The organism is Enterobacter pseudoroggenkampii (genome assembly GCF_026420145.1).
In the GTDB taxonomy this organism is placed as follows: Bacteria; Pseudomonadota; Gammaproteobacteria; order Enterobacterales; family Enterobacteriaceae; genus Enterobacter; species Enterobacter pseudoroggenkampii.
Map to the genome: position 1 here is coordinate 80,233 of NZ_JAPMLV010000004.1, position 15,692 is coordinate 95,924.

The 15,692-nt window shown below is 47.5% G+C and carries 17 protein-coding genes, 1 pseudogene and 1 riboswitch; of the genes and pseudogenes, 10 read left to right on the plus strand and 8 right to left on the minus strand.

Annotated features, from left to right (window positions below; translation table 11 throughout):
* Positions 1–361 precede the first annotated feature (361 nt).
* From OTG14_RS17390 to OTG14_RS23845, 4 genes and pseudogenes are all read right to left on the minus strand, one after another.
* Entirely contained in the window at positions 362–1,408 is a 1,047-nt protein-coding gene (locus OTG14_RS17390) for a bifunctional transcriptional activator/DNA repair enzyme AdaA (protein ID WP_267215561.1), read from the minus strand.
* Positions 1,392–2,168, minus strand: a complete 777-nt coding sequence (locus OTG14_RS17395) for an isocitrate lyase/PEP mutase family protein (protein ID WP_267215501.1) — start codon at positions 2,166–2,168, stop codon at positions 1,392–1,394. Before OTG14_RS17395 ends, OTG14_RS17390 begins: the two co-directional genes overlap by 17 nt.
* A 182-nt stretch (positions 2,169–2,350) precedes the next feature.
* A pseudogene (locus OTG14_RS17400) lies at positions 2,351–2,476 on the minus strand (nucleotidyltransferase domain-containing protein); the annotation flags it as partial.
* Positions 2,455–2,664: a glucose-6-phosphate isomerase family protein gene (locus OTG14_RS23845; protein ID WP_425340245.1), complete on the minus strand. Its 210-nt coding sequence runs from the start codon at positions 2,662–2,664 to the stop codon at positions 2,455–2,457. The pseudogene OTG14_RS17400 and the gene OTG14_RS23845, both read right to left, overlap by 22 nt.
* 27 nt (positions 2,665–2,691) lie before the next feature.
* Here OTG14_RS23845 and OTG14_RS17405 point away from each other — a divergent pair, with 27 nt between their 5' ends.
* Positions 2,692–3,663 (plus strand): Dyp-type peroxidase, encoded by a 972-nt coding sequence (locus OTG14_RS17405; protein WP_267215502.1) that lies wholly within the window; start codon positions 2,692–2,694, stop codon positions 3,661–3,663.
* Between the two features lie 185 nt (positions 3,664–3,848).
* Here OTG14_RS17405 and rpoH read toward each other — a convergent pair whose 3' ends face one another.
* The gene (gene rpoH / locus OTG14_RS17410) at positions 3,849–4,706 is read right to left on the minus strand and encodes an RNA polymerase sigma factor RpoH (RefSeq protein WP_267215503.1); all 858 of its coding nucleotides are present in this window, start codon (positions 4,704–4,706) and stop codon (positions 3,849–3,851) included.
* Between the two features lie 237 nt (positions 4,707–4,943).
* Here rpoH and OTG14_RS17415 point away from each other — a divergent pair, with 237 nt between their 5' ends.
* From OTG14_RS17415 to OTG14_RS17455, 9 genes are all read left to right on the plus strand, one after another.
* The gene (locus OTG14_RS17415; protein ID WP_267215504.1) at positions 4,944–6,089 is read left to right on the plus strand and encodes a mechanosensitive ion channel family protein; all 1,146 of its coding nucleotides are present in this window, start codon (positions 4,944–4,946) and stop codon (positions 6,087–6,089) included.
* Positions 6,090–6,174: 85 nt separating this feature from the next.
* The gene (locus tag OTG14_RS17420) at positions 6,175–8,913 is read left to right on the plus strand and encodes an ATP-dependent Clp protease ATP-binding subunit (RefSeq protein WP_267215505.1); all 2,739 of its coding nucleotides are present in this window, start codon (positions 6,175–6,177) and stop codon (positions 8,911–8,913) included.
* A 75-nt stretch (positions 8,914–8,988) separates the two neighbouring features.
* On the plus strand, positions 8,989–9,906 hold the full coding sequence (locus OTG14_RS17425) for a bestrophin family protein (protein ID WP_267215506.1): 918 nt from the start codon (positions 8,989–8,991) through the stop codon (positions 9,904–9,906).
* A 297-nt stretch (positions 9,907–10,203) separates the two neighbouring features.
* Positions 10,204–10,341, plus strand: a riboswitch (molybdenum cofactor riboswitch).
* The gene (moaA, locus tag OTG14_RS17430) at positions 10,329–11,318 is read left to right on the plus strand and encodes a GTP 3',8-cyclase MoaA (RefSeq protein WP_267215507.1); all 990 of its coding nucleotides are present in this window, start codon (positions 10,329–10,331) and stop codon (positions 11,316–11,318) included. Its footprint overlaps the riboswitch before it by 13 nt.
* Before the next feature lie 24 nt (positions 11,319–11,342).
* A complete protein-coding gene (gene moaB, locus OTG14_RS17435) occupies positions 11,343–11,855 on the plus strand; it encodes a molybdenum cofactor biosynthesis protein B (protein ID WP_024908761.1) in 513 nt (170 codons plus the stop codon).
* A gap of 3 nt (positions 11,856–11,858) precedes the next feature.
* Positions 11,859–12,344 carry a cyclic pyranopterin monophosphate synthase MoaC gene (gene moaC / locus OTG14_RS17440; RefSeq protein WP_267215508.1) on the plus strand — a complete coding sequence of 162 codons (486 nt, stop codon included), beginning with the start codon at positions 11,859–11,861 and terminating at the stop codon, positions 12,342–12,344.
* On the plus strand, positions 12,337–12,582 hold the full coding sequence (gene moaD, locus OTG14_RS17445) for a molybdopterin synthase sulfur carrier subunit (RefSeq protein WP_267215509.1): 246 nt from the start codon (positions 12,337–12,339) through the stop codon (positions 12,580–12,582). The genes moaC and moaD overlap by 8 nt, the downstream gene beginning before the upstream one ends.
* A 1-nt stretch (position 12,583) precedes the next feature.
* Positions 12,584–13,036, plus strand: coding sequence for a molybdopterin synthase catalytic subunit MoaE (gene moaE / locus OTG14_RS17450; protein ID WP_267215510.1), 453 nt, complete (start codon positions 12,584–12,586; stop codon positions 13,034–13,036).
* 79 nt (positions 13,037–13,115) lie between these two features.
* Complete coding sequence (locus OTG14_RS17455) at positions 13,116–13,712, plus strand: DUF2913 family protein (RefSeq protein WP_267215511.1); 597 nt, start codon at positions 13,116–13,118, stop codon at positions 13,710–13,712.
* A gap of 151 nt (positions 13,713–13,863) precedes the next feature.
* Here the strand turns inward: OTG14_RS17455 and OTG14_RS17460 are convergent, their stop codons facing one another.
* The 3 genes from OTG14_RS17460 to OTG14_RS17470 all read right to left on the minus strand — a co-directional run bounded on the left by OTG14_RS17460 (position 13,864) and on the right by OTG14_RS17470 (position 15,636).
* A complete protein-coding gene (locus tag OTG14_RS17460) occupies positions 13,864–14,085 on the minus strand; it encodes a hypothetical protein (RefSeq protein WP_267215512.1) in 222 nt (73 codons plus the stop codon).
* A 94-nt stretch (positions 14,086–14,179) separates the two neighbouring features.
* Positions 14,180–15,004, minus strand: coding sequence for a formate dehydrogenase accessory sulfurtransferase FdhD (gene fdhD, locus OTG14_RS17465; protein WP_267215513.1), 825 nt, complete (start codon positions 15,002–15,004; stop codon positions 14,180–14,182).
* Between the two features lie 53 nt (positions 15,005–15,057).
* Positions 15,058–15,636: a hypothetical protein gene (locus tag OTG14_RS17470; RefSeq protein WP_267215514.1), complete on the minus strand. Its 579-nt coding sequence runs from the start codon at positions 15,634–15,636 to the stop codon at positions 15,058–15,060.
* Between the last annotated feature and the right edge of the window lie 56 nt (positions 15,637–15,692).

The window sequence follows — 15,692 nt, forward strand, 5'->3', positions numbered from 1 at the left end:
TCGGTGAAAAGCAGATCCTGCTTGCACAGTTCAGCTACTAGCAGGGAGTTGAACTGAAGAATTTGTTTCCTTTTGATACAATTCTCCAATCCGCTAATCGTGATAACCCATACCATTACGATTTATGGTTCCTTTTTAGAACCACACATAAAATTCAAAGTATAAATACCATTAAAAATCAATGGAATGAATGGCTAATTACAGGGACGCCAGCCCACCAAAATTCTCCATCGGCGATCACCAGAGTCGACTGATGAAGTCCTGAAAGCCCGCATGGCGCAAGCCCTGCGGGCTTTTTTGTACCCTCAATATGTCCCGCGAAGTTCATAAAATTTCCCGGCGACACAGAAACATCACGCCATTAAACATTATTTCTCTCATGCTCAATGAGCCATTCTTTGCGTGAAATCCCCCCTCCATAACCTGTCATCGCGCCATCTTTTCCAATTATCCTGTGACAGGGAATCACAATCGCAATCCGGTTGGCACCGTTAGCTGCAGCGACGGCGCGCACAGCATTTGGCTTATTAAGCCGTAGTGAAATGGCCTGATAGTATGAGGTCTGTCCATAGGGAACAGCGCGCAACGCATGCCAGACGGATTGTTGAAAATAACTACCCGGAGCATCTAAAGCGAGATCAAACTGTCGGCGCGTTCCGGCAAAATACTCGCCGACCTCTTTTACTGTCTGTCGGGTATGGTTGTTTTCACCGGTGACGATTCTGGCGTTAAATAAACGCTGTATATCGCGGAATTCTGTTTCCAACATCCGGCGATCGGTAAACTCCAGCAGACAGACTCCCTGCTCTGTCGCGCAGACAAACATCGGTCCAAGCGTCGTGGTAAACCGGTGAATGACTATCACCTGGGTTGCCTGAGTCGGCGCTGCGCCAGTAAGCCGCTTGTAGGTGTAACCAAAGCCGCTAAGGGATTCATAGCCATTGTCCAGCGCAACGTCAGTCGCCGCTCGTCCGCTTTTCAGCTCCTGCAGGGCAACGTTCACCCGCTGCATTCGCTGGAAAGCCTGAAAAGTGATGCCGTGATGTTGCAGGAACCAGCGTCTTACCCGCTCCGGGCTGATGCCATGCTGACGAAGCTCCGCGTCTGCTACACGGGATTTAATATCGCGCCTGACAAGCGCAAGCGCCTGCTCAACGAATAATGGCGCGCTGTGCGCATTTTCAGCGGGCCTGCAGACCTTACAGGGACGAAAGCCAGCCGCCAGGGCAGATTTGGCATCTTTATAAAATTCGACATTTTCGCGTTTGGGCTTTCGCGCCCGGCATACCGAAATGCAGAATACGCCAGTGGTTTTGACGCCAACAAAAAACACGCCAGTATATTCTGAAGAACGTTCAAGTAATGCCTGATACCAGATATCGCATAAATTCTTATCGGTTATTTTCATCACTAAAAAGTCCTTCAAACGTCTGACGCGCTCGGATCGCATGCATGACATCAGTCAACGTTGACTGCATCGCTGAATGAACAAAATTGCCCAGTGAAATGCGGCTTGCCCCGGCCCGTTTCAGCCTGTCGAATGACGGTAGATCGGGCATACACATGACATTCAGGGGCAATCCCGTTGCCTCTGCTATGAGGCTAATGTCTTTCTCTGACGTCAGGCAGGGAACAAAAAGGCCGTCGGCACCTGCAGCTTTATAGCGTTGACCCCTTAATATCGTCTCCTGCAACGCGTCTTCATGCCCGAGCAGGTACGTGTCAGTCCGGATATTCAGAAACAGATGATAATCTTCCCTTCTCAGCATATTGCACACTGCTCTCAGGTTACGGGAAAAATCAGAGGCATCGTCAAGCTGACGAACCCCGTTTATGACTCGGCTGTCTTCGAGGTTCACGCCTGCGACGCCTGTCTGAGCAAGGCGCCGCAGATTGTCTGCTATCTCTTCGGCTGAATCACCATACCCTGCTTCCATGTCAACGCTCAATGGCAGGTTGCTGACAGCCCGGATCCGGGTGACCATATAAAATAACTCATCAAACGGCATTCCCTGGCCGTCGTCATATCCCAGTGTGGACGCTATAGCTGCACTGGACGTTCCCAGAACCTGGTAGCCTGCTTTTTGCGCTGCGACAGCACTGGCGGCATCCCAGACGTTGGCGATAAGAAGAGGCTCATGCTGATAGTGGCGTTCTGCAAAGTTCATATTCATATCCTCTCGATAGATTGAAAATGAATCTAAGCACTCAGTAAGAACCTCACAACCGAAATTCAGACGACCATTTTTTTAGCAAACATCGTCTGAACTCGGGTGCGGAACAGACCAAAATCTTTCAGGCTCGGGTTCCGGCTTTCAGCAAGGCAAGGACCGCCCAACGGGCTGCCCCTACGTTGCGGTAGATTTGCTCGACGGTACAGCATAGGTCCCTGAACTTGCTTTCGGAAGAATGCCAGTATGCCTGGCGCTTCAAAGAGTTCTCCCCTTCCCAGTTTCACCACCGCATAAGCGGCCCATCGCCGATATTGATGGAGCAGTAGCCGTAATTCAGCGGCACGATGCAGCAAGCCGTTTCTGCTCCTCCGCAAAACTGAGCCCGCGATAAACATCGTAAACATTGTTTCCCGGTTGAACGTAGCCTTAGGTGCGCATAATGTATGCTCATAAAAATCTTCATTTGATCATCAAATGATAACGATTCCATATAACCTATGCATTTCAAGGAGTTCAGGTGGCCTGTCCATTTTCGCAATCAGTTTCCCAGGCTGTAGATGAGAAACTTACTAGTGCAGCCATATTCCTGGTTGTGACCCTTAACCCCGGTACCGCTGCTGAAACTACCGTACGCACGTTCTGTGCAACACTATCCTCCCTTGTCAGAGGGGTAGGGTTTCGTATAGCTGATGGTGGCCTGTCTTGTGTGTTGGGATTCGGGGAGGAAGGATGGCGTCGCCTTTTTGGGGATGCTAAACCTAAATATTTGCATACCTTCCGTGAGATCAATGGCGTCCATCATGCACCTTCTACGGCCGGAGATTTGTTATTTCATATCCGGGCAAACCGTATGGATCTCTGCTTCGAATTAGCCACCCGGATACTATCGGACCTTGGAAATTCTGTTTCCGTTGTTGATTCCGTACAGGGATTCCGTTATTTCGATAATCGAGATCTACTTGGTTTTGTTGATGGTACTGAAAACCCGGTCGCTCAGAGCGCGGTGGATGCGACATTGATAGGTGATGAGGATGGGGCATTTTCTGGCGGAAGTTATGTCATTATTCAGAAATACCTGCACGATCTTGATAAATGGAAAGCCATTCCTGTTGAACAGCAGGAAAAAATCATTGGCCGCGAAAAGCTATCGGATGTTGAGCTGAAGGATGCAGATAAACCCAGCTACGCTCATAACGTGCTGACCAGTATTGAAGAAGATGGCGAAGACGTTGATATCCTGCGTGATAACATGCCCTTTGGCGACCCCGGCAAAGGCGAGTTCGGAACCTACTTTATCGGTTACTCCAGGAAACCTGAACGTATTGAGCGCATGCTGGAGAACATGTTCATTGGCAATCCACCGGGTAACTATGACCGGATCCTGGATGTCAGCCGTGCGATTACCGGAGCGTTATTTTTTATTCCGACGTCCAGTTTTCTTGATAGCGTCGAACCCCAACCAGAGCCCAGCCACAAGACCGAGGGCTAACAGTAATAAGGATGCCGGCCAGCTATGGCGGTCGGTCAACTGAGTCATACAGAAGAGTTTTGTTTGCAACAACGGTTAACGTTCAGGGCTGCGACATCAGCAGCCCTGCTGCCATATCATTCGTGTAGTGTTTTTTTCGCAAATGACACGCCCCGTTTTTATGGCCGTCACCAGAACATCAAGTGTTATATGTCAATCGCCATGCGTAATTTCTTCATGGCGTTGTTTTCGAGCTGTCTTACACGTTCTGCTGATATACCGTAGCGTTCCGCCAGTTCATTTAGTGTGGCTTTATTTTCGTCGTCAAGCCAGCGTGCCCGGATGATCTCCTGGCTTCTCAGGTCCAGGGTATCCATTGCGACAACCAGACGGTCTGATGCCTGACTCTCCCAGTTATCCTCTTCAATCATTCCGGCAAAATCCGAGGATTTATCCTGCAAGTAGAGCGAAGGAGAAACAGGCCGATGGTTATCTGATTCATCATCCGGGTATATATCGTAGGCCATGTCCTGTGCTGACATGCGGGACTCCATTTCCTGGACGTCTTTTACCGAAACCCCCAGCTCCTGGGCGACCATGTCCACTTCATCCTGCTTAAACCAGCCGAGTCGTTGTTTAGTTTTGCGCAGGTTGAAGAATAATTTTCTTTGCGCTTTAGTTGTAGCAACTCTCACAATGCGCCAGTTACGCAATACATACTCATGAATTTCAGACTTGATCCAGTGAACCGCGAACGAAACCAGTCGGACACCAACGTCCGGGTTAAAACGTCGCACCGCCTTCATCAGACCGACATTTCCTTCCTGAATTAAATCGGCTTGCGGTAAACCGTAACCAGAATACTGTCTTGCGATATGAATCACAAAACGCAGATGCGAAAGTATCAGGTGTTTTGCTGCGTCAAGATCATCATTTTTTTGCAGGTTGCTGGCTAAACGTTGTTCTTCCTCTTGTGACAACATGGGACATGAGTACGCTGCTCGAATGTAGGTCTCCAGATTGCCAACAGGTGCTAACGCTAAGTTAGTCATTTCTTTCGTCATTCAGATCCTCGCTATAAGTGACATATTCACTATGCCGGGCTATTACAGTAATACGGAGTTTCGACAACAAACTTATCCACAAGTTCATATTTGAATGTGGATTTTTTATACATTAAATATCCATCTGATAATAAACGTTTTATTATGACCCACTCATCAATCAAAAGGATTCTATGGGCAAGATATTTACTATAAAATCGCAGCTTCGATGAAGCCATAGGCCAGAACAACCAGAAAATGATACAAGCAATCAAAGACCCTAATTTTTTTCAGAATGCACTAAGCACCCTACTGCACAGTGATATACCCGTCATTCGGGTGATAGTTATCTTTATCCTCCTGCACTGCATCGCACACTATGTGGTACTTCCCTTTCTGGACAGAAAAGCAGAGCAACTTCGGTCATCCCGACTGCAGATCATTACTCACCATCATCTGTTCCGTTACACAGTATTAACCCTGCAAGGCATAGTGCTGACAGCACAGCTGTCTCTGGTGATATCACCTGAAAATAAAATACTGGATTTTATACTCCTGGGGGCACGACTGTGGGTGCTTACCTTTGCCTTGCTGGCATTTTATTCATTTATAGATGTTGGCTGCGAACTTTACAAAAGCAGCAATAAACTCAGTGGGTTACCTTATCGGGGTATCGAACAGAGCCTTAAGCTAACAGGCGCTGTAGTTTACGCTATTTTGTTGATTTCATTACTATTGAATAAGTCACCGCTTATCTTACTCAGTGGACTGAGCGCTGTGGCAGCGGTATTACTGTTAGTGTTTAAAGATCCGCTCCTTGGCCTGGTTGCGGGCATACAGCTTTCTGCGAATGATATGTTGCGACCTGGAGACTGGATTGAACTTGACCAACTGGGTGCGAATGGAACTGTTCAGGATATTGGGTTAACGACGGTCAAAGTACTCAACTTTGACAATACCATTACGACAATACCCACTTACACCCTGGTTTCAGGGGCATTCAAAAACTGGCGTTATATGATTGAGCATAATGCCAGACGCTTTCAACGCACGATTAATATTGATATTAAAACGATTAAATATATTAACCCTGAAGAAAAACAGGCCATTACTGGAAATCCATCTTTACCTCAACTGACGGAGATGGAAAGCAATGCCCATACTAACGTTGAGCTTTTCCAGCAATATGCCTGTGCGTATTTACGTCAACATGATGCTATCTGTCAGCAGATGACATTGATGGTCCGTCAGTTACAACCCACGGTTTATGGTTTACCTGTTGAATTTTATGCTTTTACATCGTTTACGGAGTGGATGGCGTATGAGCAGTTACAAACAGAAATCATGTCCTATCTCATTAGCATTGTGCCATTCTTTAATTTAAAGATACATGATGTTTCATAGCCAGCCATAACGGCAGATTTGCCTTCTGCTACGCTTAAAAACGGGGCTTTTACGGAGCACCCATTTTTTAATCAGGAGGCGAAATATGCCCGCATTGTGTGATATTTGTCAGGCAAGACCGGCTACCAGCCGCGTCACCGTGGTTCAGAATGGTCAACGTAAGACAATTGATATCTGTGATTATGATTACCGCCAGCTAATGCGACATCAGAACATCATGAACCCCTTCGACTCATTGCTGGGAAGAGGTGGGCTCTCTGGCTTCTTCAATGGTTTTGGCAATAGCCCTCGCGATAATGATGACGAGGGAATTTTTGGTGAAGTACCACGTGAGTCGGTCGATACAACGGAAGCATTCAGTAAGCAGTCACTGGAATTGTTACAGCGAGCGGCAGAAAAAGCTCATCAGCTTAATCGTAGCGAACTGGATACGGAACATCTTCTGTACGTACTTTCTGATGCTGACGTCTGTACCGCATTGTTTAAAGACCTGAAAATATCCCCGGACGATATTAAAAGCTATATCGATCAGAATGCTTATAGTGGCGCAACTGAGACCGGTAGCGCACCTGGTGACCTGTCAATATCGCCCCGCCTTAAAAAAGCGTTCATGTACGCGTTTCAGGCATCCCGTGAACTAGGGCATTCTTATATAGGACCAGAACATTTACTGATCGGCCTGAGTGAAGTTCCCGATAGCGTAGCGGGTGCATTACTCAAGAAATATGGGATCTCTCCCGAGGCAATTCGCCAGAAAGTTGTGAAAATCGTAGGTAAAGGCGCCGAAGATGGCCGTGTTGATACCCCTACCGGTACGCCAAACCTTGATAAATTTGGTCGGGACCTCACTGAAATGGCGCGAGCTGGTAAGCTGGATCCAGTCCTCGGGCGTGCACAAGAGATTGAAAATACGATAGAAGTTCTGGCTCGCCGTAAGAAGAATAACCCGGTACTCATTGGTGAACCCGGTGTAGGTAAAACGGCGATCGTTGAAGGGCTGGCACAACGAATTGTCAAAGGTGATGTGCCTGAAGTTCTGCGTGATAAACGTCTCGTCGAGATCAATATGAACTCGATGGTAGCCGGAGCCAAGTATCGTGGGGAGTTTGAGGAACGGGCTAAACAACTGATTGATGAAGTGACGGCTAAAAAGGGAGAGCTGATTCTCTTTATTGATGAGCTTCATACCATAGTTGGTGCGGGTCAGGGTGGAGGCGAAGGTGGGCTCGATATTGCAAACGTCCTGAAGCCTGCTCTGGCACGCGGAGAACTTAGCCTAATCGGGGCGACAACATTAAATGAGTACCAGAAGCATATCGAAAAAGATGCAGCGCTTGAGCGCCGCTTCCAGCCAGTTCTGGTTGAAGAGCCAACAGTAGATCAGACGATTGTTATTCTTCGTGGACTCAGAGACACACTTGAAGCCCACCATCAGGTCACTTTCAAAGATGATGCATTTGTTGCAGCTGCTGAGCTATCAGACCGATACATAACGTCTCGTTTTCTTCCGGATAAGGCCATTGACCTTATCGACCAGGCTGCAGCACGCGTTCGTATTGGTGCCAGTTCACGACCTGTTGCAATTCAGGAGCTTGAGGCTGAAATCGCGCATCTGAAACGTGAAAGAGATTACGCCTCCTCCCGTAAACTTTTTGACGAGGTGAAACGTTTTGAAAGTGACATTGCCGCTAAGCAGGAATCCCTTGAACAACAGACAGAAGCGTGGAAGAACAAAACGGGCTCCGAAACCCTTGAAGTGACTGTTGCTGCTGTGGCGGAAGTGGTCTCCAGACTGACCGGTATACCCGTTAGCGATTTGACCCAGGAAGAACGAAAAAAACTGCTCAATATGGAAGAACTCCTGAAACAAAGAGTCGTTGGGCAGGATCAGGCAGTCACAGCCGTCAGCGATGCAGTCAGGCTCTCCAGAGCCGGTCTGGGACAGGCCCATCGTCCGATTGCAACCTTCTTGTTCCTTGGTCCGACAGGCGTGGGGAAAACGGAATTAGCCAAGGCCATTGCCGAAGCCGTATTTGGTGATGAACAGGCCATAATTCGTATTGATATGTCTGAATATATGGAGAAACACACTGTCGCCCGGTTGATCGGTGCTCCTCCAGGATATGTTGGTTATGATGAGGGGGGGCAGTTGACTGAAAAAGTTCGACGTCGTCCATACAGCGTGATACTGCTCGACGAGATCGAAAAGGCGCACCCCGATGTTTACAACGTTCTGTTGCAGGTTTTCGATGATGGCCGATTAACCGACGGTAAGGGCCGGGTAATTGATTTCAGTAATACCACCATCATTGCTACCAGTAACCTTGGTTCGGCTCTCATTATGGCTAATGCCGGATTACCGGAAGAAGAGCAAAAAACGCCGAAAGTCCTGCATGAAGAGCTAATGCAACTGCTGAAAGGCCATTTCCGTCCAGAGTTTCTTAACCGCATCGATGAAGTGATTGTGTTCAACTCGCTGTCGCAGGAGAACATCCGTCTGATTGTCCAGATTCAGCTCGACAGACTGACTCGCACTGCAGCCGCACAGGACATTTCACTCAAACTCGATGACTCCCTCATTGAACATCTGGTTGAAGTCGGTTATCAGCCCGACTTTGGGGCGCGTGAACTCAAACGTAAGATTCGCCAGGAAGTGGAAACCAGGCTGGCAAAAGAAATCCTCAGCGATCAACTCAAATCAGGAGATACGGTCAGCATTGGTTACGATGACAGTACTGAAACCGTCGTGTTTAAGAATGAAACAATTCCAGTAAAAAAAGAGAATGACAGTGTGGATGAAAATCAGGAAAATGCAAAAAACTGATTTTGAGTAAATCAAAGCAGGCTCGAAACCTGAGCCTGCTCTTTCATAATAAAGAGCGTTTAAGGATTCATATTAATGATTGTGCGTCCACCACAACACTGGTTCATCCGTCTATTTACCTGGCATGGTTCTGTCTTGTCCAGCATCATTTTCCGACTTTCGCTCAATATAGGTATGTCGATTGTAGCCATTGTGTTGTTCCAGTGGTATGAGCAACTAGGGATTCATCTTACCGTTGCACCATTCAGTTTGCTGGGTATCGCGATCGCAATTTTCTTAGGCTTCAGGAATAATGCAACCTACAGCCGTTTCATTGAAGCCAGAGCATTATGGGGTACCATGATAATTGCACAGCGCAACATAATGCGCCTTGTCATTAACCTTGTCCCGGATGATAAAAATCTGCATAAGACCATCTGTGATTATCTTATAGCCTTTAGCTGGAGTTTAAAAAACCAATTAAGAAACAATGAAGCTTCTTATGATGTGTATCGAATCCTGCCAAAATCAGTTTTTCTTTCTGTCATGAACAGTGCTTACCCAACCAACAAAATACTACTTTTACTTAACAGAGAAATAGCCAAAATAAATAAAGATGGGCAAATTAGCGACATTCACTTTAACCTCATTAGCAGCAGCATTAATGAACTATCCCATGTACAGGGTGGATGTGAAAGGATCGCGAACACCCCGGTCCCCTTCGCTTACACACTGATTTTGCAACGAACAGTGTATCTGTTTTGTACTCTGTTGCCTTTCGCACTGGTAACTGACTTACGCTATATGACCCCCTTTGTCTCTGTCTTTATATCGTATGCTTTTCTGGCATGGGATGCTCTTGCTGAGCAACTTGAAAAACCATTTGGTACAGAATCAAATGACCTACCCCTCAATGCTATTTGCAATACAATAGAACGCAATCTGATGGATATGACTAAACAAAAACCACTACCGCCAATTCATCAACCTAATAGTCATTACAATCTCACGTAGAAACAATCAAGAAATTGAAAGCCCCCTTTATTATAAACAAGGGGGCTAATGATTTTCCAAATCAAAAAATAAATTCACTTCATATAAAACCACCATTACCCTCCAATTAATCTAAGAGCATTAACGCCCTCCCCTTCATTCATTATGAAAGCATGTTGGTAGTAAGCGGCGCTTATTACATTATAAATAGAATCTATCACTAACCATAAATTCAAGGTGGTTATTTACGGAGCCGTTATATAAAAATTAACATAACGTAATTTTATGTCGCATTTATTTATTTCGCGTTATACTCAAATTATCAGTTAACACTCTAGCCTTTAGACCTGTGTCGCAAGATATGGTTTTCTGGCCGTAACAGCCACGCTGTTGCCAGGGTGTGGGAAGAAATAACCACGCCTCCCGTATTTGGAAAAGTGTATATGACCTCACAACTTACAGATGCTTTCGCGCGTAAGTTTTATTACTTACGTCTGTCGATTACCGATGTGTGCAATTTCCGTTGCACCTACTGCCTGCCCGACGGCTACAAACCGGGCAACGTCACCAATAACGGCTTTCTCTCCGTGGATGAAGTGCGCCGCGTCACGCGTGCCTTCTCAGAGCTCGGCACCGAAAAAGTGCGTCTGACCGGCGGCGAACCCTCGCTGCGCCGCGATTTTCCCGACATCATTGCCGCGGTACGTGAAAACGAACGTATCCGCCAGATTGCGATGACGACCAACGGTTACCGCATGGCGCGCGACGTGGCGATCTGGCGCGATGCGGGCTTAACCGCCATCAACGTCAGCGTGGACAGTCTGGACGCCCGCCAGTTCCATGCCATTACCGGCCAGGATAAATTCCAGCAGGTCATGGACGGTATTGATGCAGCATTTGCGGCCGGCTTCGAAAAAGTCAAAGTCAACACGGTGCTGATGCGTGATGTAAACCATCACCAGCTTGATACCTTCCTGGCGTGGATTAAATCCCGTCCCATTCAGCTGCGTTTTATTGAACTGATGGAAACCGGCGAGGGCAGCGAGCTGTTCCGCCGCCATCACATCTCCGGCATGGTGCTGCGCGACGAGCTGCTGAAACGCGGCTGGATCCACCAGATCCGCCAGCGCAGTGACGGCCCGGCGCAGGTCTTCTGCCACCCGGATTACGAAGGGGAAATCGGGCTTATCATGCCTTACGAGAAAGATTTCTGCGCCAGCTGCAACCGCCTGCGCGTCTCCTCCGTGGGCAAACTGCATCTGTGTCTGTTCGGGGATGGAGGCGTAGACCTGAGGGACCTGATGGTTGATGACCGGCAACAGGCCGAACTGGAAGCCCGGATTACCGAAGCACTGACGCATAAAAAACAGACCCATTTCCTGCATCAGGGCAATACCGGCATTACTCAGAACCTGTCCTACATCGGCGGGTAATCAGGCTTAAGAAGGAAACAGAAAATTAGTCAGGTAAGCGCAGAATTTATCCCGACACGCATTGCTATCCTTACCGTTTCCGATCGCCGTGGCGAAGAGGATGATACCTCCGGCCACTGGCTGCGCGAGGCGGCCCATGACGCGGGGCATCACATCGTCGATAAAGCGATCGTGAAGGAGAACCGCTACGCCATTCGCGCGCAGGTCTCTCAGTGGATCGCCAGCGATGAGGTTCAGGTGGTGCTGATCACCGGCGGCACCGGCTTTACCGCAGGCGATCAGGCCCCCGAAGCGCTTATCCCGCTGTTCGACCGCGAGGTGGAAGGCTTCGGCGAGGTGTTCCGCATGCTCTCCTTTGAAGAGATCGGTACCTCCACGCTGCAGTCGCGCGCCGTTGCCGGGGTGGCTAACAAAACGCTGATTTTCGCCATGCCGGGCTCGACCAAAGCCTGCCGCACCGCGTGGGAAAATATCATCGCCCCGCAGCTGGACGCCCGTACCCGTCCGTGTAATTTCCATCCCCATTTAAAGAAATAAGCTATGTCACAACTGACCCACATTAACGCCGCCGGTGAAGCGCATATGGTGGATGTTTCCGCCAAAGCCGAAACGGTGCGCGAGGCGCGCGCCGAAGCGTTCGTCACCATGCTGCCGGAGACGCTGGCGATGATTATCGACGGCAGCCATCACAAGGGTGATGTCTTTGCCACCGCGCGCATCGCGGGGATTCAGGCTGCCAAACGCACCTGGGACTTAATTCCACTATGTCATCCGCTGATGCTGAGCAAGGTGGAGGTGAACCTGCAGGCGCAGCCGGAGCACCATCGGGTGCGGATTGAATCGCTGTGCCGCTTAACCGGCAAAACCGGCGTGGAGATGGAGGCGCTGACGGCGGCCTCCGTCGCCGCGCTGACCATCTACGACATGTGCAAAGCGGTGCAGAAAGATATGGTGATTGGCCCGGTTCGCCTGCTGGCAAAAAGCGGCGGAAAATCCGGTGATTTTAAGGTGGACAGCCATGATTAAGGTGCTCTTTTTTGCGCAGGTGCGCGAGCTGGTGAATACCGACAGCCTGACGCTGGATGCGTCTTTTGAAAACGTTGCTGCCCTGCGGGCGCATCTCGCGGCACAGAGCGACCGCTGGGCGCTGGCGCTGGAGGAAGGCAAGCTGCTGGCCGCCGTTAACCAGACGCTGGTGGAATTCACCCACCCGCTGGCCGAAGGGGATGAAGTGGCCTTCTTCCCGCCGGTAACGGGGGGCTAAGATGGCTGACACCCGAATTCTGGTGAGCCCCGGGCGTTTTAACGTGGGGACCGAATACAGCTGGCTGGCGGAACGCGATGAAGACGGCGCAGTTGTCACCTTCACTGGCAAAGTGCGCAACCACAACCTCGGCGACAGCGTGAAGGCGCTGACGCTGGAGCATTATCCCGGCATGACAGAGAAGTCGCTGGCGGAGATTGTTGACGAGGCGCGGGGCCGCTGGCCGCTCGGCCGCATCACGGTAATTCACCGCATCGGCGAGATGTGGCCTGGCGAGGAGATTGTCTTCGTCGGGGTGACCAGCGCGCACCGCGGCAGCGCGTTTGCGGCAGGGGAATTCATTATGGATTACCTCAAAACCAGAGCGCCGTTCTGGAAGCGCGAAGCCACGCCGGAAGGCGATCGCTGGGTTGATGCTCGGGATAGCGATCGCCAGGCAGCAGAGCACTGGTGAGTAAATATTTACTGGATGCAACATGATTTTTTAGACATTTATACTTCTTGCTAGCTTTTCTGGCAATAAGGAAAGACTTTTGATCAGCTACAAAAATACCGCCAGCTATGAATTAGCACATCTTTCGTGGTGTATTATTATCGCTGTTAAACTTGCCCATCAGGAAAGGAAAATCATAACCCCTTCTCAAGAGCATATGTTTATCATGAACTGGCTTTTAAACGCCCAAAAGTATAAGTTATTTTCGAAACCATTTGCACAGGATATCCTTTGGTTTCTGAATCAGGGAAAACGTTATGGCCAGAAAGCGGAGTTATATAAAAAAGCGGCAAGTGTTCTGGCAATACAATCAATTGAGAATGAAAAATACAGCCATTTATTTCGCTTTACGCAATTCTTCGACGAGTTAAAAGATAACGGATGGCGTGGTTATGTACTGCCTGAGTGTGAAGAAAAAAATCAGCCCAATATCGATATAACAGAGTCTGTTATCTATGTAGGCCAGGCAGCGTTAGCTGATTCATTTAACAAGCATGGCGTGCTCATAAAGCCGCTTCAACTCAGCGCTGCAGGAAATACATTGTTAATTCAGTCACTGTTAAGTAAATACTTGCTTAAAGCAGAAGACCCCATAAAATCAGAGGGTTGCACGGTTTTTACCCTACTACCAGACTGAAAGCCCCCTTTAAGGTAAAAAGTATGGTTCAGAATAGTTAAAAAAATACCCTGAACCATTAGTATTTACACACAGCACCTCTTTACAGAATACTAAAGAGGACCTTACTAAACATTATCTCACCAGACTAATGAGACAGGACATTTACAACTCAAGCTTTCAAAATAGCATATAATTCTTCTGGTGTTTGTTGAACTCCATACACATCGCCATTGATGAGTGTAATAAGGGTATAAGAACTCCCGGCCTTTCTATAGAAATCAACGATGTGGTGCGAATTAATATATAACTCCCATTTTTCATCAATTTCAAAAAAATCTTCACTTAAACCGCGATTCTGTTGATTGTGTGTTACTGTTACATGTGTGAACAAAATACCCCTCCATTATCACAATAAAAAATAACATATATCTATTTAAAGATTAGGATACAACTGAGTAGCATACAAATACGACATTAAGAGAATTTTATAATGTCAGTCGTTGTGGATGCGTGTAGATGGTTGCCTTACCTGGACGGCAAAATCCGACAAGCGTAAGGTTACAACGTTCAGCCACTTCGACCGCAAGAGAGGTTGCTGCAGAGACAGCGAAAAGTATTTCTACCCCACATGCAGCAGCTTTCTGTACCATTTCATAGCTAGCCCGACTGGAAACCAGTGCCGCGCCATTTTGCCACTCCCCATTCTTCATTGATCGACTGCCGAGTAGTTTATCGAGTGCCACATGTCTTCCTACATCTTCATACCCACCATCAAGAATTCCCGATGTCGACATCCACGCAGCAGCATGAGTACAACCAGTTAAAGATCCAACCGGTTGATATAACGATAATGTTCCCAGAGCTAAATCCAGATGAGAGAGACTTATTTTTTGTGTAAAAGGTAAGGGAATGAGTGGTTTTCCGATATCGCCGAGTTGTTCAACACCACATATTCCACACCCGGTCCTGCCCGCCAGAGAACGTCGACGTTCCTTCAACGCCATAAAACATCTGCTGGCCAACTCTACCCGGACTTCAATACCATTACAAACAGGCTCAATCTCTACACCATAAATTTCATTCGGTTGTTCAATGATGCCTTCAGATAAAGAGAAACCAAGCGCAAAATATTCCAGGTCTTTGGGTGTAGCCATCATTACGACATGCGAGATTCCGTTATAAACCAATGCAACCGGTACCTCTTCTGCCAGAACATCTTGTTGGACAAAAGAAAGGTTTTCTCGCTTCCAGAGTGACACATTGCGAAAGGCATGCGAGTTATCATTGTTATCAGAAATTATCTTATGCATTAATATGATACCTTTGAATACTATAACTTTTACTCATTGAGATCGTCTACACCCTAAACCTCATTTTCATCGCTATCAGGCTGCCCAGTAAATATTCTGATTGCGGCAAGCAGCTCATTTTTCTCGCTTTCGTTCAAACGATCCCAAATATCAACAATTCTGACATCATGATCCTTTTCGCTTTGAAAGCTTTCTATTTTCTTCTGCAACCGCGTAGTGACATCTAAATAATTGATCAGCAATGATACTGACTGTTCCCCAAGCATTTTAGGCATTGGTTTTCTCTTTATCAATTTTGTAATCTTTTTTTTGGGGAAAACTTTCGCCGTAGAACTCTCTATTCTTTCTCTATGTATCTGACAACTAACATAGAGATAACTTTCAAAACTTGGTGCGCGATTGTATTTAAACGATATTTCAAAACCATTCTTTTCAAATTCGCGATTGAAATCGCTACGTCTTAATATAAATTCATCAATTTTAATGAGAGCTTTTTGCTGTGAATCAGCGTCGTCTTTTTCATCGAAAACCTTAACTAAATACGATTCATAATCCATTGCTATCACATCGTACCGAAGTAGTCTTCCATAACTACCAGCAGAAATATAAAAAGAAGTGTAATCTAAGACCATTTACTTTTACCAAAAAAAAGGCCTGCTCGGATAGACAGGCCGAAGGTTGGTTCGAG